A 20,898-nucleotide genomic window follows, 5' to 3' on the forward strand; every position below is an offset into this window, starting at 1 on the left:
GTAGGAGCTGTCGAGTGCAACGAGGCTGCGATCTTTCCAAAGACACTTGAATCCCAAGCGAAAGATCAAGATCAAGATCAAGATCAAGATCAAAAGATCAAAAGATCGCAGGCTTCGCCAGCTCCTACAGAGAGCCAGTAGGTGGGTGTTTGCCCAGGATCTCAAGCCTTGACCCAACGCTGGCGACTCCAACCGCTCAACGTATCGACTGCCAAAACCAGCAACAGCATCGCCAGGATCACCGTGCTGCCCTGAGCTTCCTGGAACAGGCTGAGGCTGACGTAGAGCATTTGCCCCAAGCCCCCGGCGCCGACGAAGCCGAGCACGCTGGCCATGCGGATGTTGTTTTCCCAGCGGTACAGGATATAGGCCAATAGCTGGGGCAAGAGGTTGGGCAGCGTGCCGTAGCAGAACGCCAATACCGCATTGCCACCTTGCAGGCGGATGGCGTCGGCCGGTTCGGAGGGGGTGTTTTCCAGGGCTTCGGCGAACAGCCGGCCGAGCACGCCGGTGGTGTGCAGGGCCAAGGCCAGGGTGCCGGCATTGGGGCCGAGCCCGGCGGCGAGGACCATCAGCGCCGCCCACACCAGTTCTGGAACCGCGCGCAAGGCATTGAGCACCAGCCGCGAAGCGCTGTGCAGGGGCCAGCCGAAGCGCCCGGCCGCAGGCAAGGCCAATAGCAGGCCGAAGAGGGCCGCGAGCAGGGTGCCAAGGGCCGACATGGCGAGGGTTTCCAGGGCGCCATGGCCGATCGCCTTCAGATGGCCCGGGCTCAGGTCCGGGCTGAGAAAACGCTGCGCATAAGCGCCCATCTGGTGCAGGTTGCCGCTGTCGCCGAGCTCGCCCAGGTCGATGCCCAGGTAGACGAACGAGGCGACGACTGCCGCACCGATGCACAGGGCAATGACCGCGTTGATCAACCGATTCATGCCAGCCTCCAGCGCAGCAGGCGGCTGAGTTGATCGGCGAGCAACACCAGCACCAGGAACGTCAGCAGCAGGCTGGCCACTTCACCGCCGGCGAACATTCGCAGCGACAGGTCCATTTGCTGACCCAGGCCCCCGGCACCGACGAAGCCCATCACCACCGAGGCGCGGATGGCGCATTCCCAGCGATACACCGTGTACGACAACAGTTCCGCCGCGACATTGGGCAGGATCCCATAGCAGAAAGCGGTGAGCCGGCTGCTGCCGGACTGCAAGAGGGCATGGGCCGGACGCTGGTCGACCGACTCGTAGATTTCCGCGTAGACCTTGCCCAGCATGCCGCTGTAGGTAATGGCGATCGCCAGTACGCCAGCCGTGGGCCCGAGCCCGACGGCGCGGACGAAGAGCAAGGCCCAGACGATTTCCGGGACGCTGCGCAGGAAGATCAGCAGGCCGCGCACCGGCCAGCGCAGCAGTTGACCCCAATAGCCCGGGTGCCCGGCACGGGAGGCCGCCGACAACGACAGGGCGCGGCTGGCCAGCAGGCTCGCGGGCACCGCCAACAGCAACGCCAGGGCCATGCCGGCGGTGGCGATCGCCAGCGTCTGCAAGGTGGCTTGCCACAGCAGTTCGACAAATTCGTCGCCATGGGCGGGAGGCCAGAAGGCCGCTACAAACCGGCCCATTTCACTCTGGCTGTCGCTCGCCACCAGCACGCTAAGGTCCAGTTCGCTGAACTGGATGCCCGGCCACAGCAGCACAAGGGCCAGCAGGCTGAGCAGCAGGCGCGGGCGGGTGGCGGGGTCTCGGGTATCGCGTGTCAGCATCGCGGGATCTGCACGCTCAAGGAAGAAGGGGGCGTTGGCGAAGACTGTAGCTGTTCGTTGGCATAGAGGGTATCGAGCAATTGACGGTCTACCGCGTCGGTTGGCAGGTCGAACAGGATCTGTCCATCGCGCAGGCCGATGACCCGGGAAAAGTGTGCCAAGGCCAGTTCCACCGCGTGCAGGCTGGCGACCAGGGTGACGTTGTGCTCCCGGGCATGCTGGCAAAGCACCGAAAGCGTGTGCTGGGCCAATACCGGGTCCATGGCCGAAACCGGTTCATCGGCCAGCAGTACCTCTGGCGCCTGGTACAACACCCTGGCAATGCCGACGCGTTGCAGCTGTCCGCCGGACAGCTGCTGGCATTGCGCGAACAATTTGTCGCCCAGGTCCAGCCGGGCCAACGCTGCCCTGGCGCCTGGAATATCCAGTGGATGCAGCAGGTTCAACAGGCTTTTGCCGATGCCCCACTGACCGAGCTTTCCGGCCAGGACAGCCGTGACCACGCGTTGACGTGGCGGCAGCGGCGGCGATTGGTGGATCAGGCCGATGCGCGCGCGCAGGCGCTGACGCTGGCGGGCAGACAGTTGCCAGGCGCGTTCGCCGAGCAACTGCAGTTCGCCGTGACCCGGACGCAGGGCGGTGGCCAGCAGGTTGAGCAGGCTCGACTTGCCCGCGCCAGAGGGGCCGATGATAGCGACCTGTTCGCCGGCGCCGATGCGCAGGTCGATGCCCCGCAGCGCCTGGACACCGTTGGCATGGGTAACGCTGACCTGGGTCAGTTGCAGGGTCATTTGAGCAGTTCGGCGGCGCGTGCGGCTTCCTCGATGCCCTTGTAGTTCTCAGGCTTGGTTTCGATGAAGCGACTGGCGGCCTGCAGATCGAGGATTTCCTTGTCCTTCGGGTTGGCCGGGTCGAGTGCCAGGAAGGCCGCCTTTATCTTGGCCGCCAGCGCTGGGTCGAGCGTTCCGCGCACCGTCCAGTTGTAATCGAAGTAGGCTGGGGTGGTGGCGAAGACCTTGACCTTGGTCGTGTCGACCTTGCCGGCAGCGACCAGTTTTTCCCAGACACTGGCGTTCAGCACGCCGGCGTCCACCTTGCCGGCCTGGACCCAGGCGACGGTGGCGTCATGGGCGCCCGAGTAGCCCACGCGACTGAAGTAGCTTTCCGGCTTGATACCGTCCTTGAGCATGAAGTAGCGCGGCATGAGGCTGCCGGACGTCGACGACACCGAACCGAAGGCAAAGGTCTTGCCCTTGAGGTCGGCGAGGGATTTGACGGCCGGGTCGGCGGTGATGAATTTACTGGTGAACTGGGCGTCCTGTTCACGCTGGACGAGGGGGATGGCGTTGCCGGTTTTCAGGCGTGCCTGCACGAAGGTGAAGCCACCCAGCCAGGCCATGTCGATCCGGTCGGTGGCCAATGCCTCGACCACGGCGGGGTAGTCGCTGACGGGTACGAACTCGACTTTCATGCCGGTTTGCTGTTCCAGGTAGGCACCCAGCGGCTTGAACTTGCGCAGCAGTTCGGTCGGGGCCTCATCGGGAATCGCACTGACTTTCAAGGTGTCGGCGGCCTGGCTCAGCAAGCTGCAAAAAGACAGGGTAACGCCGACGGCCAATGCGAGGGAACGCTTGAGCATGGAAGATCTCCGGAACAGGAAGGCAAGGAAGGGTGAAGCATCACGCCCACACGGAGGGCGGTACGCCGCTCTGTGAGGGTAGACGAAGGAGAGCGATATTAACCGTTTCTGGCCTTGAACTCACCCAAACCCCTTGTGGGGGGGCGAGCCTGCCCGCGATAACGGTTTCCAGGGCAATGCCCAGGGCGTGTCATCCAGGTGTCATCGAAGCCATGGCAGGATCTTCGCAAACCATCGTGGTAAGTCCGGCAGCGCCTGTGCCTGCTGGCTGATGAATCAAGGAACACCGCTATGAAAGGCGACGCCCCCCTGTTCGCGGCCATTGACCTGGGCTCCAACGCCTTCCGCTTGATGATCGGCCAGTCGGTCAAGCGCAATCGACGCCTGGTGATCCAGGAAGTGAAAACCCTGCGTGAGCCTGTTCGATTGGCCGAAGGCCTGCAGGCCGGGGCATTGGACGAACTGGCGCTGGATCGGGGCTGGCAGGCCCTCGCCCGATTCGGTAAAAAGCTGCGTGGCTTTGAAGCTGCAAGGGTGCGGGCGGTGGCGACCAGCGCCGTACGCGAAGCGGCGAATGCCCAGTTGTTCCTGGCCAGTGCCGAACGGCACCTGGGGTTCCGGATCGACGTGCTGTCCGGGCATGAAGAGGCCCGGCTGGTGTATGCCGGCGTGGCCCATACGGTGCCCGGTGTCGAGCAGACGCGATTGGTGGTGGACATTGGTGGCGGCTCGACCGAGCTGATTCTGGGGCAGGGCGCTCAACCGCTGCTGACGCAAAGCATTGCCATCGGCAGCGGTACCTTTGGCGCGCGTTACTTTCCGGGTGGATGCATCACTGCCCAGGCCTTGCTGGAGGCTGAGCGCGTGGCGGTCTTGCAGTTTGAAAAAGTGGCGGTGGGTTATCGCGCCCATGGCTGGCAGCAGGCGATCGGTTCTTCCGGTACGGCGCGGATGTTGGCCAAAGTGCTCAAGGCCAACGGCCTCAACGACTTGGGTAAAGGCGGTATTACCTACAGTGGATTGTTGCGTTTGTCGCTGCGGTTGCTGGAAGTCGGCCATGTCGACCAGCTCAGACTGGCCGGTTTGCAAAGCCATCGCCTGGGCATCCTGCCCGGTGGCCTGTCGATCATGCTGGCGGCATTCAAGGTCTTCGGTGTCTCGCACATGATTGCTTCCGAGGCGGGCCTGAGGTTCGGCGTTCTGCATGGCCTGATGCATCAGCACTGATCACGGACCGTTGTTGCCCATCGTCATTCATCAGCGACGGCTCAATGTCGAGCATCAGCGCCTCTTCGGTGACCCCTTCTTGACCCGATCATCTGGCATTTCATCGCCTGGGCAGCAGGCACGTCCGGTTATCGCAAAGCGTGGGCCCGGATGAGGGTGATTGCGTGAACGGGGCTTTTCGCTCTTTCGATATGCAGTCAGTGAAGGCACAATGCGCATCCTTTTTTGGCTCGCCTTGCCCGGAGGCCTCGAAAATGATCAAAACGCCGTACTACCTCATCGACAAACAAAAGCTGCTGGCGAACATGCAGAAGATCGCCTATGTGCGTGAGCAGTCCGGGGCCAAGGCCTTGCTGGCGCTCAAGTGCTTCGCCACCTGGTCGGTGTTCGACCTGATGCAGCAGTACATGGACGGCACCACATCGTCGTCGCTCTATGAGCTCAAGCTCGGCCGGCAGAAGTTCGCTGGCGAAACCCACGCCTACAGCGTCGCCTGGGCCGACGATGAGATCGAGGAGATGCTCGCCAACTGCGACAAGATCATCTTCAACTCCATCGGCCAGTTGCAGCGCTACACCGAAGCGTCGGCCGGCAAGGTCCGCGGCCTGCGGGTCAACCCGCAAGTGAGCAGCTCCGATTACCTGCTGGCCGACCCGGCGCGGCCGTTCAGCCGCCTGGGCGAATGGGATCCGGTGAAAATCGAGCAAGTCATCGAGCATATCTCCGGCTTCATGTTCCACAACAACTGCGAGAACGGCGATTTCGGTTTGTTCGACCAGATGCTGGGCACTATCGAAGAGCGCTTTGGTCACTTGTTGCATAAGGTCGAGTGGGTCAGCCTCGGTGGCGGCATTCACTTCACCGGCGAGGGCTATGCCCTGGACGCCTTCTGCGCACGGCTCAAGGCCTTCTCGCAAAAATACGGCGTGCAGGTCTACCTGGAGCCGGGCGAGGCCGCGATCACCCAGAGCGCGTCGCTGGAAGTCACCGTGCTCGACACGCTCTACAACGGCAAGCACCTGGCCGTGGTGGACAGCTCCATCGAGGCGCACATGCTCGATTTGCTGATCTATCGACTGGACGCCAAGCTGGCACCAAGCGAGGGCGAACACACCTACATGGTGTGCGGCAAATCCTGCCTGGCCGGAGACATTTTCGGCGAGTACCAATTCGATCGTCCGCTGTCCATCGGCGATCGGCTGTCGTTCATCGACGCAGCAGGCTACACCATGGTCAAGAAAAACTGGTTCAACGGCCTGAAAATGCCGTCCATCGTAGTGAAGCAGCTCGACGGCAGTGTCGAGGTGGTTCGCGAGTTTGTTTACGACGACTATCTGTCCAGCCTGTCTTGAGCTGGCGGAAGGAGAAATGAAGAAATTGAAGAAGAACGTACTTATCATTGGTGCAGGAGGTGTCGCCAAGGTGGTGGCCCACAAGTGCGCGCAGCACAACGACGAACTCGGTCGTATTGCTATCGCGTCGCGCAACATCTCCAAATGCCAGGCCATCATCGACAGCGTCAAGGCCAAGGGTAGCCTCAAGCAACCCGCCGACATCAAGGCCTTTGCACTGAACGCTCTGGATGTCGAAGCGACCAAGTCGCTGATTCGCGAAACCGAGTCGCAGATCGTCATCAACGTCGGCTCTGCCTTTCTCAACATGTCGGTGCTGCGTGCCTGCATCGATACCGACGTGGCCTACCTGGACACCGCCATCCACGAAGAACCGGGCAAGGTCTGCGAGACGCCGCCCTGGTACGGCAACTACGAGTGGAACCACCTCCAGGAGTGCCAGGACAAGAACATCACCGCCATTCTCGGCGTGGGCTTCGACCCGGGTGTTGTCAATGCCTATGCGGCACTGGCGCAGCAACAGCATTTCGACCGCATTGATTCGATCGACATTCTCGACGTCAATGCCGGCTCCCATGGCAAATATTTCGCCACCAATTTCGACCCGGAAATCAATTTCCGCGAATTCACCGGACAGGTGTGGAGCTGGCAGGACAGCCAGTGGACCAGCAACACCATGTTCGAGGTCAAGCGCACCGACGACCTGCCGGTCGTAGGCTCGCAGAACCTGTACCTGACCGGCCACGACGAAGTGCACTCGCTGTCGAAGAACCTCGACGTGCCCAACGTGCGTTTCTGGATGAGCTTCGGCGAGCACTACATCAACGTGTTCACCGTACTGAGGAACCTCGGCCTGCTCTCCGAGCAACCGGTCAAGACCGCCGAGGGCCTGGAAGTCGTGCCGCTGAAAGTGGTCAAGGCCGTGCTGCCTGACCCAAGTTCGCTGGCGCCGGGCTATACCGGCAAGACCTGCATCGGCGACCTGGTCAAGGGCGTCAAGGATGGCCAGCCGCGCGAGATGTTCATCTACAACGTGGCCGACCACGAGGACGCCTACGCCGAAACCGACAGCCAGGGCATTTCCTATACCGCAGGCGTGCCACCGGTGGCCGCAGCCTTGCTGGTGGCCCGTGGCGAGTGGGACGTGCAGCGCATGGTCAACGTCGAGGAGCTGCCTGCCGAGGCGTTCCTCGAGGCGTTGGATGTGATGGGCTTGCCGACGCGCATCAAGGACGAGCATGGAGACCGTCCCTGGAACCAAAGCGCCTGAAGGACGCCAGGCAGGTTCCGTTCCGACTCCCCGATAGGAACTGCAGAGTCCATCTGAATTCTGCAGGCGATTGAACCAGGCGTGAATACCTGGCAATCAGTGAGAGTCTTGAAGAAATGCTCCGTATCGAAAGGTACGGAGCATTTTTCGTTTATGCCCGCGTCAAATGAATGTAAGCGTCCGGCCAAGTCACCTTCCGAACTCCAGCATTAAGGGCGATGGTGTCCGCGTCTATTTAAGCGGACGCGATCACCCTTATCGCCAGGATTTCCATGCGCCAACGAAGCTCTTATCCGAAACCATTCAAAGCCCAAGTCGTTCAGGAATGCCTGCAACCTGGCGCAACCGTGTCCAGTGTCGCCATCAGTCACGGCATCAACGCCAACGTCATCCGCAAATGGATGCCGCTCTATCGAGACCAACTCGCCCCAAACTCGCTACCAGCCTTTGTCCCGCTGAAGGCTGCTCCTAAACGGCCAGCGGAAACGTTGGTGATCATTGAGTTACCCATGGCCGGGCAAGTGATCACGGTGAAGTGGCCAACCTCAGATCCTGAGGGCTGCGCGCAGTTTATTCGGACTGTCGCTCAATGATCCGTATTGATGCGATCTGGCTGGCCACCGAACCGATGGATATGCGCGCCGGCACGGAGACAGCATTGGCCCGGGTGATCGCGGTGTTCGGTGCGGCGAAGCCGCACTGCGCTTACCTCTTCGCCAATCGCCGGGCCAACCGGATGAAGGTGCTGGTGCATGATGGCGTGGGTATCTGGCTTGCAGCACGGCGACTGAATCAGGGCAAGTTCCACTGGCCGGGCGTTCGCCATGGAGCTGAGGTCGAACTCGACAGCGAACAGCTTCAGGCCTTGGTACTGGGCCTGCCCTGGCAGCGTGTCGGCGCAGGCGGTGCGATTACTGTGCTGTAAACGCCGGCCATTTGGCCGGTCTACTTGTCGCCGTCCCGTGCCGGCTCTGGCACAATCAACGGCATGACGTCTTCGCCCAACCTCGACCAGATGACCCCGAAACAGCTACGTGCTTTGGCGGCGCAAGCGTTGCAGTTGCAGTCCCAGATCGAGGTGATGAGCAAGAAGATTCAGAACGATGGAAGCATCATCGAGCAGCTCACTTACGAAATCGCCCTTCTCAAACGCCACAAGTTCGCCAAGCGCAGCGAGCAAATCAGCCCGGCGCAAGGCAGCTTGCTAGATGACCTGCTCGACACAGACCTTGAAGCAATTGAGGCCGAGCTAAAACAGCTCCTCCCAGCTGCGCCACCGGCCGAACCACGGCAATCTCCCAAGCGTGCACCATTGCCGCCGCAGTTTCCGCGCACGGTGATTCGCCACGAACCCGAAAACACCCAGTGTGCCTGTGGCTGCAAACTTCAACGCATCGGTGAAGACGTCAGCGAGAGGCTGGATTACACACCGGGCGTGTTTACCGTCGAGCAACATGTGCGTGGCAAATGGGCCTGTCGTCAGTGCGAAACACTGATCCAGGCGCCGGTGCCGGCCCAGGTTATCGACAAAGGTATCCCGACTGCAGGCTTGCTGGCCCACGTGATGGTGGCCAAATTTGCCGATCACTTGCCGCTGTACCGGCAGGAGATAATCTTTGCCCGCGCCGGGTTGGCAATTGCTCGCTCGACCCTGGCCCAGTGGGTCGGACAAACCGGTGTGCGACTCCAGCCACTGGTCGATGCACTGCGTGAAGCGGTGCTAAACCAGGGCGTGATTCACGCCGATGAAACACCGGTACAAATGCTCGCGCCAGGCGAGAAGAAAACCCACCGGGCCTACGTCTGGGCCTACAGCACGACGCCGTTTTCGACGCTCAACGCAGTGGTTTACGACTTCAGTCCAAGCCGTGCCGGCGAACACGCACGCAACTTTTTGGGCGACTGGAACGGCAAGCTGGTCTGCGATGACTTCGCTGGCTACAAAGCCGGTTTTGAGAAAGGCATCACTGAGATCGGCTGCATGGCTCATGCCCGCCGCAAGTTCTTCGACCTGCATGTCGCGAACAAAAGCCAGTTGGCCGAACAGGCGCTGCACTCGATTGGCGGTTTGTACGAGGTTGAACGCCAGGCTCGGGACATGAGCAATGAAGACCGTTGGCGAATACGTCAGGAAATGGCGGTACCGATCAGCAAAACACTGCATGACTGGATGTTGGCCCAGCGCGACCTGGTACCCAATGGATCAGCCACGGCCAAAGCCCTCGACTACAGCCTGAAACGCTGGGTAGCGCTGACGCGCTACCTGGACGATGGGGCTGTGCCCATCGACAACAACCAGGTCGAGAACCAGATACGGCCATGGGCACTCGGACGCTCGAACTGGTTGTTTGCCGGGTCGCTGCGCAGTGGCAAACGGGCGGCGGTGATCATGAGCCTGATCCAGTCGGCGCGCATGAATGGGCATGATCCGTATGCCTATCTCAAAGATGTGCTGACGCGGCTGCCGACACAACGGGCCAGTGAGATCGGCCAACTGCTACCGCATCAGTGGGTGCCGGCCTGAATTACGCAAGGTGAGTTGGCGTGCGCTTACGGAACACCCCTTTCTTATCGTGTCGGGTCATACGAGTTGACTACCGCATCCCACTGCATTTCATGGTCTTCGACCGCAACATTCCATTCGCAACCAGACACCGCGATACGAATGTCCGATAAGCACTTACACCAATGTTGTATGCCAACCCATGATGCGTCTTCTTGGTTATCAGGGAGCTTAGTGGCGCCCGAAAACACGAGGCCCTTCTTTAGAAAACGACTCGGCTCCAGGTTTGTTGAGAAATCGAATGACTCCCAATTTAGGCCAGAGCCGAGGGAGAAGAATCGTTCGATTTGATCGTCTACACAGTAGCGACGAACAATCTCCTCAATAACGGTTACCTCGTTCGAGCTGAGCGGGGCCTTTCGCCAAGCAGTGTAATAGATGGATATTGCCAAAATGCGCCCTCAGAGTCGGTAACCGTGATTGGGATGAAGGATACCGGGCTAGCGTCCGTTCGACTACGCAAGGTGTGTTAGCCGGACACTTACAAATGAATAACCTTGTGGCGAGGGGATTCATCCCCGCTGGGCTGCGCAGCAGACTCAACACAAGACCGCTCAAGCAGAAACCCTCGCCATGAACGATCACTCGACCTTACGATTGCGCTTCGAGCCCCAGGAGAAACAATCAGTGAAACCATTCAGGATTCGCGAGCTGGGGAATACCGACGCCGAAGCGCTGCTGGCCTTCGAAATCCAAAACCGTGAATGGTTCGAGTCGCAGATCGACTGTACGTTTTAAATCCGTCCAAGCGACTTTCGATAAAGCCAAAGCCTTAGGTTATCCCCACGTTTCCTTCAGTACCGAGCGAAACAGTTCCGACAGTAACGGCTCTACTTCCTTACGCTCGCTACGGGTCGGCTTGATGTCCTCGAGTCTATTCAGTTCCCGCTCAATGAATTTCTGAATCGGCATGATCTGCGGCGAAAGCCCCATTTCTGGTGAGGCGCGCTTGATTGCAAGCAAGTCATCGATGGCAAGGTGCAACCCGGGCTCGCCGTCGATGACTTCGCGCAGCTTGTCAAACTCGATGGGGGCGGGTTGATCAAAGCGCTCCAGCCACCGTACCGATAGCAATGGTCGCAGTACGTAGAAGTATTTTTTCAGCGGTACTTCAGCGGCCTGCAAGTACCCCCGGTAATTGGTTTTTGCCATGCTGCGATAATGGTAGATACCGCTTTCAACCGAGTACACCTGCGGCAGCAACGCCTTGGCACGCTCGTGGAAGGAGCCGGAGTGTTCGTAGATGATGGTGGACTGCACCCACTCGACAAACCCCGGATTTGACTTCCAGAAAAGCCTCAAGGCCTTGCGCAGATCCCAGCCATTGATGTCCATGTCATCGATGATAGGGTACTCGATGACGTCGCGCTGTTCTTCAAGGCCAACCGAAAGATACCACTCAGGTTTGTTGACATAGATGAAGCGCGCGTCGTAGTCGCTATTGGGGGATGCGAATCCCCAGGCGCGACTGCCCGACTCTACGGCGAGCAGGATCTTCACCTCATGTTCATTCTCAGCACGGCGGAGACGATCTTGAACTTCTTCCCGAACAGCTACGGAAACCATAAGCTCACTCTAATCAGATGAATTTTGCGTGCACTAACACCATTTGTGACGGTGTGATTCTAAAGCAGGGGGTCGTTCCATGACCAATTGGCGAACGACAAGGTACATCGACAGTAGGGCCACCAAGGCCGCGGCCACCTGTACCATCAACGTCCATGTTTCGTAATTAGACATGTTTTCTCTCTTGCTTCTTAAGTATCTCAAGTGTTCTTGAGTCGACACGCACCCCACCACCCAGCACCTGGGCGTACACGGAATGCTCGCCCGCGGCCGCTGCAAAAAGCGTCATGCAGGACGCGAACTTCATGGCATCGATGGACCCGAGGAGTTTCTCCAAAGCGACTCCAGAGTCCAGTACCGCACGAGTCGCACGCTCGAGTCGCGGTCCCAGAAGCGGGTGCTGCCAATAGTCACGCGCCTCGTCAATGCCGCGCAGGCCATAGTAGGTGGCGTTCTCACTGACACCCAGGCCGCGTAATTGGGGAAAGATGAACCACATCCAGTGGCCTTCCTTGCGGCCACGCCGCAGTTCAAGCAAGGCGTGCTCATAGGTAGACGCTTGCGCCTGGATAAAACGCTCCAGTGATTCGGTCATGGGAGCCTCCGATAGGGTTCCAAGGCTGAAGAATGAACCAGACAAGAGCAAAGCCTATAGCACACTTGCGCTATAGCGCCGCTTGGCACTCGTCCCTAACCTATGAGCGTTATCGGTTTTTTGATCGATCGCAACGAGCACATCGGGACAAGGATCTGTTTTTTGAAAAGTACACCTGCCAGAAAGTCCAACGTCAATCCGGCTTGGCGCAAACGCCTGGCAACGGCGTTCACCGCCTCGACCCTTGCCGTCAGTGGCTGGGGTTCTTTTATCGCCGATGCGTCGGCCTCGACCGCCAGTGCAACGTCTTCTGCAGCTTGCACCAACGAAGCGGACTTTCAGGCCGGGACAGTGGTGGAGTACGAAAGCCGCGACAACCTGTCGTCGGCCATCAGTCGCGGCAAAACCGAGACGTTGGGGCGTGAGGCATTTGCCGACGCCAATCCGGTGGCTTCGGCGCACACATCGTTCTTGAATAATGCGCCGTTCTTTCTGACGACAACCTTCGCCGAGATCAAGGATGGTCGGCTGGTTCGTTACGGTGATCGCCATGGCGCCGGAGCGTCGTTGGTGACCACTATCTACCAGCCTCCCGCTTCCACACCGATTGATCTGCAACCTGGGCAGACCGTCACCGTCAGCTACAAAAACAAAGCGGTGAGCGCTGGGGCAACGGTCGAGTTCGATGTCGTCGAGAAGCTGACTTATAACGGTCGTGAAACGATCAAGACGGCCCTCGGTACGTTTGATACCTGCAAGTTCACCAATGAAATTTCCACGGGCTCGGCTTCGGCCACGCAGCCGAAAAACGTCGTCGTTGTCCAGAACTGGTTTCCCGCGGACGGCCCCTACCGTGGTCAGCCGATCCGATCTGTCAGACCGCCGGCCAATGGCGTTGCGCAGAGAATCAGTGAAGTCGTCAAGATGCAGTACGAGGCGCGATGAACGACGCGTTTCGGGCCAAAAGATGTGTCGGATCATCGTGGCAGACGAACACCCGCTGTTCCGAGAAGGGATGACGCTGTTACTGGAACGCCTGATACCTGAGGCAATGATCGAACAAGCAGGACGCCACGTACTTTGCGTTAGCCGGGATGAAAAATCGACGCCTGGCCAAGCCAGGCGCCGATCCGGCTGGCGCTTACAGCCAGTACCGCAGGCCGAGCATCAAGGACTGGGCGTTGTATTCGGTTTCCACGTCGGCCTGGGGCAGGCCCTGGATTTTGCCGAAGTTCGCTTCGCCGGTCTTGAAGTAGCGGTAATCCAGGGACATGGACCAATGCTCGTTCAGCTCGTAAGCGACGCCAGCACCGAGTTGCCAGGCCGAGACGGTGTCGCGATGGGTGCCGCCGAACTCGACGCCACCCGCTTCCAGGTCCTTGATGGTCAGCACCGCGTAGCCCAGGCCTCCGCCCACATAAGGCGTGAAACGGCTCAAGGGGGCAGGCAGGTTCGGGATGTCATACCAGAGGTTGGCCATCAGGCTGCTGGCTTGCTCTTCGCCTTTGCCCTCGATGCTGCTTCCGCCCTCGTAGATCCGGTTATTGAACTGGTCCAGGGTGTTGCGGCGGTAGCTCAGTTCCACTTCGGGCCGTAGCCCGACCGGAAACCGCCAGCCCAGTGCCAGCCCGGTGGCGTAGCCCGAGTGCAGCGGTTGATTGAATTCCATCTGGACGAAATCGTCGTTGTTCTGGGTCAGGTCCTGCTTAGCGACCCAGTTCACGCCGCCCATGCCACTGACATAGGGGCCGAGGTTGTCGGCGAAACTCGATGCTGGGGCAATAGCCCCCAGGCCAACGATTGTCATGAGCAGATATTGGGTGTTTTTCTGTAGATTCATGCTGGATCCGAAATGTGCTGTTATCGATAAGTAAGCGAAGCGAGTCCGGGAAGACGCGTTCAACACGCGTGCTTGCGGGAGGTATTCACACGAGGTGCAAAGGTGTCGCGGTTTTCGCGTGCCCCGGGACGCCGATGGCCCGTTGTTCGGCCAGCGTGCACAGGTTGTCCAGTGCGGTAGTCATGGCTGCGGTCAATGCTTTGCGCAGCAGCCCGCGATACAGGAAACTCAACGGCCCGGAAATTTTCGCGCTGTGGATGACATGGGTTTCATCGGCAGAAAGCCTGCGCATCTGATGGTCGAACTCGAGGTCGATCCAAAGCAGCCGTGCGCTGTTGCGATAGCTTTCGTGCAGGCTCACGGCTTCCAGTTTCAGTGGCATGTTCAAGCCATTCTTGAGCACACATTTGCCGCGTGTCCCCGCCTGGAAAGGGCCGTCGAGTTGACACTGGCGAACGTCGGTATCCCATAGCGGCGCTTCTGCAAAATTGCTCCAGATCTTCCAGATTTCAGAAGGGGGCGATTTGACTATGACTTGCACTTTGACATCGTTCATGGCGACACCTTGGTTGTGGGGGGCACGGTCATGCTGGAGGGCAGGTCCATTCAATGCTCAGGCCGCCGGTGCGGATTGGCTCAGCACCTGGGCGGTAATGCTCGCTTGACCGATTTTTTCGCCCCGGTTGAACAGGTCGATATAGATGCGGTTGGTCTTGAATGCCTGGGGCGACGCATCAAAACCGGCTTGTGGCGCCAATGACAGCGGGCTGTTCCTGGGGATGGGGCGATCCAGGGTGAAGCTCAAGGCCAACAGATTCATCGGGGTATTGAGTGGAATCCGCAGATGGCTGTGGGCGATCTGCATGTAGCACTGGCGAGCGACTTCGAGGAAATACACCATCGAATAGTGCTCGGGATCACCGGCCTGGAAGAAGTGTTCCGGCGGCAGTTTCACGGTGTCCACGCTCAGGCCCTGGGCGACGCCGCTCATGTCACTGACGATGACGTTCTCCTCCCTGGCCTTGTGCAACAGCGCCTTGTTACGGCAGGGCGTGGCGTTGAATTCGCCGGCTGGCGATGTCTCGAACGCCGAGCTGTAGGCCATCCCGAGGACGCAGGTACACATCACTTTCCCGGCCTGCATGACCTTCGCATTGAACACCTGGGGATCCTGGCCTTGCTCGACATGCAGATCGATCACGCCTTGCTTCTGCACGTAGTGCTGGAACTTGATCGTCAGGCTCTTGATGTAGGCGACCCGTCCGCTCAGGGGGGGCATTGCCAGTTCGATCAGTTGCATTACGCCCTCGAGCAGCAGAATGCCCGGGACGTGATCCAGGGGATGATCGAAGAAGTACGGGTGCGCTTCATCCACCACGAGCTGGGCGTGCAACGACTGTGGGCCGCGCTGGACGTTGGCGATCACGACATGCTCTGCCCGGCGCTGCCAGTGCGTCGGGCGCTGGGTGGCGTTGCCATGGTGCAGGGCGAACAGGCTTTCGATGGCGCGAACCCGCACCCGCAGCCCGGACAGCAGGGTGCTGGTGAGCATGTCGCTGAGTTGCTGCACGTCGACGCCATCGTTCTGCGGTTCGCGGACCAGGCTGACAGGCCGGGCAGGCGTGATGACCTGCTGCAGTTCGTGGGATGACGAATGGGCAAAGCGCAACATGAAGGGATGCTTGATGGGCGGGCTGGCCTCGGCTGCTGACGGGCGCCATTGGCGAAACTTCTCGGTGAACAGCCACATCACCGTCTTGCCTGCGTCGCGCACCTCGATCACGGTGTGGGTCGCGCCCTTCAACATCACCGCCAACAGGGTCTCTATGCCACTGGCTTCAGCCAGGAAACCGGTCATCTCCTGCAATGATCCGCTGGCCGGCGTCGCAGCAGGCTGCAACTCGCAGACATCAACGTTCGGATAGTCGCTCGGCGCTTTGCCCAGTCGTCGGCAAGCCTCTTCCAACGAACCGGCAGCGTGGGCGAGGACCGCCGCGCGAATCACCAGCAAGGGTTTGTCAGCGGCATCCGGTTGGTAACGACGCAGCGCGATCAGCCCCAGTCCTTCACCTTGCGTGATCGTGCTGCACCGGGCGCGCTCGACCTCGATTTCACCGCTGACAAAACGCCCTGCGCCGAGCAGCAAGGTGGTGATGCCGTCGTTGAACCACTGCGGCGAAGCCAGCAAGGTTTGCCAGAACAGGCCAGCCGTGCCGACCAGGGTCTGATGGAAACCCTTGAAGTCAAAAATCTGCGCCGGATAGCCGGACAACATGTTCGGCAGCATGGTTGCCACGTCCGTCACCTCGACGCCCGGTGCCGTACCTTGCGCCCGGGAGTAAAAGTTGTGGGCGCTGCTATAGGCATTGCTGAAACGCTCGCCACCCATGTTGCAGCACATGACCATCGCGGTGCCGGGCGAACCGGCCACGCCTGGCAAACGTTGCAGCAAGTGATTGACGCGATCGGTGATCAACAGCTTGAACGGGTCGACATGAGCCAATGGCTTGGGCCCCATGCCGAAACCATCGATATCGATGACGTGGTCTTGTGCGAGGAATTTCCCCAGCAACGGTTGACCGGGCGCCGGGGTGTAATCAACGAAGCGCCCATAAGGGAACATGACCGAAGGTGCCGCGGGTTGATCGAGTTGCTGCTGGAATGACTGCAAGGAACGGTGGCTGCCCAGCGCTGCTTCAGCCTCGACAATGGCAAGGTCCAGCATCACCACGCCGCTGGCGCTCGCCGGGGTGGCCGGGGGCGTGGCAGGGTGGTTGTCGGGAATGTATTCATCCACCACCAAGTGCGCGTTGGCACCGCCGAAACCAAAACTGGAGATGCCAATCCGGATTGCGCAAGGATGATCCTCCAGGGCACGTACCTGCTGGGTGGCGAGTCGTAGGCAGGTTTCGTCGACCTTGGTACTGGGGCGGTAACCGGGCTGCGGGGGGATGCCTTTATGGCGCAGTATCATCAAGGCCTTGGCGAGCGAAGCACCGCCGGCAGCGGCCAGGGGATGGCCGATGACCGATTTGATCGAACCGATGGTGATTGGCTTGCCGTCCGGGCGATGGGGGGCGAAGAAGCTGTTCAGCGAGGCCAGCTCCGTTGCGTCCCCCAGCGGTGTACCGGTGCCGTGGGTCTCGATGTAATCCACATCGCGTGGGTCAAGGCCGCGATAGGCACGTTGGTAGGCCGAGTACTGGGCCTGTTTGCCAGGTGCAAACACCGAGCCTTCGGCGCCGTCGGCGGACATGCCCAAGGCGCGCAGCACGCCCAGGGGACGCCGCTGCGCCGTCAGGGCCTGGGCGAGCGGTTCGACCAGAAAGGCCACGGCACATTCGCCTGGCACGATGCCGTCGGCGTCCTGGCCGAACGCTTCCATGCGGGCGCGGGCGGAAAAAGCCGTCAACTGCGAGAACCCCAGGAACAGCGCCGGTGGCAGCACGGTGTTGATGGCCATGACGATCGCGTTGTCCGCCTGGCCACTGTTGACCAGCGCCTGGGCCATATCCAGGGCATAGGGGAACGAACTGCATGCGGTGTCAACCGATAACGCCGGCCCACCCAAGGCAAAGGCCGCCGCCAGTTCCGCCACTTGTTCACCCGGTGTAAAGCCCGCCGGTGCGTCGGTTTTTCCAGAGACGCCGGTGACGAAATAGCTCTCGTCACTCCAGGACGTCGCGACCACCAGCGCGGTGCGCTCCCTGCTCAGCGCCGAGCCTTGTCCGGCCAGTTGGGTGAGCAGCGTCTGGAGCACTTTCTTGCCGATGGCGACCTGTCGCCCTTCGTGTCGTGACGGAGTCGAGTCGTCATCGGTCAGGCAAAAAGCGCTGTCCAGGTACGTGCGGTCCTTCTCGCCGGCCTTGGTTGAATAGATCGACGCCTTGTCCAGTTCCCAGCGTGTCGGCATTGATTCGATCGGTGCGATCTGCCCTTGCGAGAGCAACTGCCAGAGCGCATCCGTGGACGGCGCTCCTGGAAACTCGCCCGCCATTGCGCTGAAGCAAAAATCGCCCTTTGTTGTGACTGCGCCACTCATACCTGTCTCCCTGATCGCCAAAATGCGGGGTGACCTGTTCGGTCACCCGGATTCCATTCCTGTTGCTGCTGGGCTCAGCTCAGCCTGGCCAGCAGCGACAAGGCGTCCTGGGGTGTGCGACGGGACATCAGCGCTTCACCGGCAAACTCGCTGGCAGAGCACTGTTGCGCCATGGATTGGCAAAGCGTTTCCCGGGCAAAGCCGTTGAGGCCCAGTTGGGCGAACGGCGTCTGGATGTCGATCGACTGCGCGGTGTCCGGGATCAACGGAGACAGGGCGTTGAGCAGCAGGTTTTCTTCCTGTTCTTGAATGTCCGTCGTGGCCGGTGAGGGCTCGTCGCCAGACGCTGCCTGCGGTTTTGGATCGGCCAGGGCGGCTTGGATGAGGGCAATGGTTGCCTGCGGGAACTTGGCATTGGCCAGCTCGGTGCCTTGGGCCTTGAGCTGTGGCCACAGGGCGACTGCCGACTCCAGGAAGTCCAACTGCACCAGCGAATCCAGGCCCAGGCTTTCATAGCTTTGTGTCGGGTCGATCTGCTCAACCGTAAAGCCGGTGATGGTCGCCAATTGCTCGAGTACCCACGCTTGGACATCCACCGCCGGCGCCTGCGGATCGGCTTCAAGGCGCGCCAGCAAGGCGGTTGGGGTAGGGGCATCGAAGAGCTGCGAGGTCAGGTCTTTCTTTTCCGGGAAGTGCTGGGCCAGGGATTCGAAAATATCTACCAGCCCCAGGGAGTCGATCCCCAGGCTCTCGAAGCTCTGATCGAAGTCGATCTGTTGCGCCTGGAAACCGGTGAGGGTGCTGATTTCGGCGCGCAACCATTGCCCGTAGCTGAGCGCAGCAGTCTGTTCAACAGCTTCGGCGACAGGCGTAGGGGCCGGTATTGTCGGATTCGAGTGAGCCGGCTCCAAGGCAGGAGTACTCTCGTTGACAGGGGCTTCGATGCCATTGGCATAAATGCCTTCAAGGACTTGTTGATGAGCATTGAAGTAATGCGCAGTGACCGTTTCGGACTGTTCCAGAAGCCGCAGTAATATCGATTCTTTGGCGATATTGGATTCGCACAGTGAATCAATGATCTTTTCGGAAAGAGAGAAATAGCTATGGGCTATTCTTCCGTTGGACACGATGAATTCCTGTACAACATCGTTCAGTTGCAAACGCATAAGATTCTCCTAACCAAGTCGGTCGATATTTCTGTAAGTAAGAAAGATCAAAAATCATGGCCCAGGGCAGGGCCTTGTTTATATCAATTCATCAAACTGGCAGTAGCCATGGAGCGACTTAAAGTTGGAGTTCCACTGCGTCGGTCTCGCAAGTTATTGTTTTTCTGACGCCCTTGAGCAACCCGGACCTTACATTCAGATACGTCATCAACGTTATTGCATCGGCGCCGAGGAAAGCGATATAGCCGTCAGGGCGAATCAGCATCAACGTGCCTTCCTTGGCGTGATAGCGCTTGTGCAGTCGCCAATCGGGGTCCAGCAACGTCGAGTGCCAAGCCGGCAGGCCGGCGCTGCTCAGGGCGTCGATCACGCAATAGGCCTTGATGCCCGGGTAGTCCTTTTCCACCGACTTGGCCAGCGCGTAGTAGCCTGGCAGCAACGGGGAAAACTGATCGGCCGCGCTGAAAATCAGCAGCGTGAATGTTCCGTGGAACACGTCGATCAAGCGTTTGGTTGGCATCCCTTGCAGTTGCCACAACTCGACATCGGGCGCCAGTTGCCCGGCGCGGGGCGGTGCGGTCTGGAACTCGGGTTTTTTCCCTTTCTTGTTCCAGTTCTTGCGCTGCTTCGTCGTCAGCGATTCTTGAATGAAGTCGCTCTTGTCGTAGTGATATTGATGGCCGGAAATCATCGACGGCAGTTTGCGCTGGACCTTTTTGCGGTTGCTCAACAGCGGCAGGACATTGTCGCGCAACCATACCAGGGCCCGTCGCCGGACCGTAATCAGCCCCGTCAGCCGGTGTGCGGTGTTCTCGACTTCCAGGGCAACCGGGTAGCGCTCTTCGTTGTAGCTGTCGAGCAAGGACGGATTCGCCAGGCCCTGATCGACATAGGCCATTTTCCAGGCCAGGTTATAGGCCTCGGAAACCCCCAGGTTCATCCACTGCCCACCGATGGGGCTGCCGATATGCGCCGAGTCCCCGAGCAGAAACACGGAGCCTTGTTGCATCGATTGCACGCGGCGATGCTGGAAAGAGGCGATGGTGGTCGATGAAATGTTGGACAGCGTCATCTTTTGCCCGCGCCCTTCGCACAAGCGCTGGAAGTTCTCCAGGCTCAAGGACGGGCGTTCGCCTTCTGGCGGCAGGTTGTAGGGCATTTCGATGAACAGGCGATAACGCGATTGAGCGCTGATCGGAGCAACGGCCACATAACCGTCCTGCGCACCGAGGAAGAATGCGCCCTCATCCTTGCTTCCGGACCATTCGATATCGGCATCGGCGAGCATGAAGAAGCGGTCGTAGGACGAGCCTTCGAAGGTCATGTCCAGGCGTTTTCTGATGTTGCTGCGAGCACCGTCGCAGGCGGCCACCCAACGACTGGTGAAGTGTTCGTCGGTGCCGTCGGCATGCTTGAGCGTCATGCGCACCGAACCTGGCTGGTTTTCGATGTCCACCAGTTCGGTATTCCACTCCACCTCGGCACCCAGTTCCTTGAGCCGCTCCAGGAGAATTTTCTCTGTTTGCGGCTGTGGCAGGCTCAGGAGCAGCGGATAGGTCGCATCCAGGTAGGAGAAGTTGTAGTTCAGCACCCGCTTGGCATTGGACTGCACCGAAAACTGGTTGATCGTGAAGCCGTCGCTGATCGCTTGCTCGGCAACGCCCAGGTCCCGAAAGATTTCCAGGGTCCGGGAATGGATGGCCATCGCCTTGGTCGCCGTCGAGGGGCCGGCGTTTCTTTCAATGATGCGAAACGACACCCCCCATTTTTTCAACAGGATTGCCAGGGACAGGCCAACAGGACCGGCGCCGACGATCATGACGCTCGGGGCGCTGCCAGGTCGCTTGAAATGCTTGGGGGCCAACGTGCTCAGAGTGTTCATCGA

At 59.8% G+C, this 20,898-nt stretch carries 18 protein-coding genes and 2 pseudogenes; 9 read left to right on the forward strand and 11 right to left on the reverse strand.

Translation table 11 applies throughout. The features are described from left to right. Window positions 1-161: 161 nt before the first annotated feature. Genes phnE (GFU70_RS11635) through GFU70_RS11650 form a run of 4 tightly spaced genes read right to left on the reverse strand, consistent with a single transcriptional unit; the run spans window position 162 to window position 3,392 of the window. Window positions 162-929, reverse strand: a complete 768-nt coding sequence (gene phnE / locus GFU70_RS11635; protein WP_116642452.1) for a phosphonate ABC transporter, permease protein PhnE — start codon at window positions 927-929, stop codon at window positions 162-164. Next, on the reverse strand, window positions 926-1,753 hold the full coding sequence (phnE, locus tag GFU70_RS11640; RefSeq protein ID WP_058545433.1) for a phosphonate ABC transporter, permease protein PhnE: 828 nt from the start codon (window positions 1,751-1,753) through the stop codon (window positions 926-928). The genes phnE (GFU70_RS11635) and phnE (GFU70_RS11640) overlap by 4 nt, the downstream gene beginning before the upstream one ends. After that, entirely contained in the window at window positions 1,747-2,544 is a 798-nt protein-coding gene (locus GFU70_RS11645; RefSeq protein ID WP_153388071.1) for a phosphonate ABC transporter ATP-binding protein, read from the reverse strand. The genes phnE (GFU70_RS11640) and GFU70_RS11645 overlap by 7 nt, the downstream gene beginning before the upstream one ends. Further along, window positions 2,541-3,392, reverse strand: coding sequence for a putative selenate ABC transporter substrate-binding protein (locus GFU70_RS11650; RefSeq protein ID WP_116642451.1), 852 nt, complete (start codon window positions 3,390-3,392; stop codon window positions 2,541-2,543). Before GFU70_RS11650 ends, GFU70_RS11645 begins: the two co-directional genes overlap by 4 nt. A 291-nt stretch (window positions 3,393-3,683) precedes the next feature. Between GFU70_RS11650 and GFU70_RS11655 the strand changes: the two genes are divergently transcribed. The 7 genes and pseudogenes from GFU70_RS11655 to GFU70_RS11685 form a co-directional block, all read left to right on the forward strand. Then, a complete protein-coding gene (locus GFU70_RS11655) occupies window positions 3,684-4,619 on the forward strand; it encodes a Ppx/GppA family phosphatase (RefSeq protein ID WP_153388072.1) in 936 nt (311 codons plus the stop codon). A 254-nt stretch (window positions 4,620-4,873) separates the two neighbouring features. Continuing rightward, a complete protein-coding gene (locus tag GFU70_RS11660; RefSeq protein ID WP_058545429.1) occupies window positions 4,874-5,971 on the forward strand; it encodes a carboxynorspermidine decarboxylase in 1,098 nt (365 codons plus the stop codon). Between the two features lie 25 nt (window positions 5,972-5,996). Then, a complete protein-coding gene (locus GFU70_RS11665; RefSeq protein WP_058545448.1) occupies window positions 5,997-7,241 on the forward strand; it encodes a saccharopine dehydrogenase family protein in 1,245 nt (414 codons plus the stop codon). A gap of 272 nt (window positions 7,242-7,513) precedes the next feature. Next, the gene (tnpA, locus tag GFU70_RS11670; RefSeq protein WP_153388074.1) at window positions 7,514-7,834 is read left to right on the forward strand and encodes an IS66-like element accessory protein TnpA; all 321 of its coding nucleotides are present in this window, start codon (window positions 7,514-7,516) and stop codon (window positions 7,832-7,834) included. Beyond that, window positions 7,831-8,166, forward strand: coding sequence for an IS66 family insertion sequence element accessory protein TnpB (tnpB, locus tag GFU70_RS11675; protein WP_153388075.1), 336 nt, complete (start codon window positions 7,831-7,833; stop codon window positions 8,164-8,166). The genes tnpA and tnpB overlap by 4 nt, the downstream gene beginning before the upstream one ends. A 63-nt stretch (window positions 8,167-8,229) precedes the next feature. Next, window positions 8,230-9,765, forward strand: coding sequence for an IS66 family transposase (gene tnpC, locus GFU70_RS11680; protein ID WP_153388076.1), 1,536 nt, complete (start codon window positions 8,230-8,232; stop codon window positions 9,763-9,765). A gap of 666 nt (window positions 9,766-10,431) precedes the next feature. Further along, window positions 10,432-10,530: pseudogene (locus GFU70_RS11685) on the forward strand (GNAT family N-acetyltransferase); the annotation flags it as partial. Window positions 10,531-10,581: 51 nt separating this feature from the next. On the opposite strand, the gene GFU70_RS11690 reads toward GFU70_RS11685, so the two are convergent. Both GFU70_RS11690 and GFU70_RS11695 read right to left on the reverse strand, forming a co-directional pair. After that, window positions 10,582-11,370: a DNA polymerase beta superfamily protein gene (locus GFU70_RS11690; protein WP_153388077.1), complete on the reverse strand. Its 789-nt coding sequence runs from the start codon at window positions 11,368-11,370 to the stop codon at window positions 10,582-10,584. Window positions 11,371-11,536: 166 nt separating this feature from the next. Beyond that, window positions 11,537-11,965, reverse strand: coding sequence for a DUF1810 domain-containing protein (locus GFU70_RS11695; RefSeq protein WP_116642448.1), 429 nt, complete (start codon window positions 11,963-11,965; stop codon window positions 11,537-11,539). Window positions 11,966-12,067: 102 nt separating this feature from the next. Between GFU70_RS11695 and GFU70_RS11700 the strand changes: the two genes are divergently transcribed. Beyond that, window positions 12,068-12,910: a hypothetical protein gene (locus tag GFU70_RS11700; protein ID WP_153388078.1), complete on the forward strand. Its 843-nt coding sequence runs from the start codon at window positions 12,068-12,070 to the stop codon at window positions 12,908-12,910. 22 nt (window positions 12,911-12,932) lie between these two features. Next, a pseudogene (locus GFU70_RS11705) lies at window positions 12,933-13,034 on the forward strand (DNA-binding response regulator); the annotation flags it as partial. A 72-nt stretch (window positions 13,035-13,106) separates the two neighbouring features. On the opposite strand, the gene GFU70_RS11710 reads toward GFU70_RS11705, so the two are convergent. The 5 genes from GFU70_RS11710 to GFU70_RS11730 all read right to left on the reverse strand — a co-directional run bounded on the left by GFU70_RS11710 (window position 13,107) and on the right by GFU70_RS11730 (window position 20,895). Continuing rightward, window positions 13,107-13,805 (reverse strand): outer membrane protein, encoded by a 699-nt coding sequence (locus GFU70_RS11710; RefSeq protein WP_153388079.1) that lies wholly within the window; start codon window positions 13,803-13,805, stop codon window positions 13,107-13,109. An 85-nt stretch (window positions 13,806-13,890) separates the two neighbouring features. Then, on the reverse strand, window positions 13,891-14,361 hold the full coding sequence (locus GFU70_RS11715) for an SRPBCC family protein (RefSeq protein ID WP_058545424.1): 471 nt from the start codon (window positions 14,359-14,361) through the stop codon (window positions 13,891-13,893). Window positions 14,362-14,418: 57 nt separating this feature from the next. Further along, window positions 14,419-17,847: a beta-ketoacyl synthase N-terminal-like domain-containing protein gene (locus GFU70_RS11720; RefSeq protein WP_153388080.1), complete on the reverse strand. Its 3,429-nt coding sequence runs from the start codon at window positions 17,845-17,847 to the stop codon at window positions 14,419-14,421. A gap of 74 nt (window positions 17,848-17,921) precedes the next feature. Then, complete coding sequence (locus tag GFU70_RS11725) at window positions 17,922-19,013, reverse strand: acyl carrier protein (RefSeq protein WP_153388081.1); 1,092 nt, start codon at window positions 19,011-19,013, stop codon at window positions 17,922-17,924. A 118-nt stretch (window positions 19,014-19,131) separates the two neighbouring features. Continuing rightward, window positions 19,132-20,895 carry an FAD-dependent monooxygenase gene (locus GFU70_RS11730; protein ID WP_058545421.1) on the reverse strand — a complete coding sequence of 588 codons (1,764 nt, stop codon included), beginning with the start codon at window positions 20,893-20,895 and terminating at the stop codon, window positions 19,132-19,134. Between the last annotated feature and the right edge of the window lie 3 nt (window positions 20,896-20,898).

The organism is Pseudomonas brassicacearum, assembly GCF_009601685.2.
GTDB classification, from domain to species: Bacteria; Pseudomonadota; Gammaproteobacteria; order Pseudomonadales; family Pseudomonadaceae; genus Aquipseudomonas; species Aquipseudomonas kilonensis_B.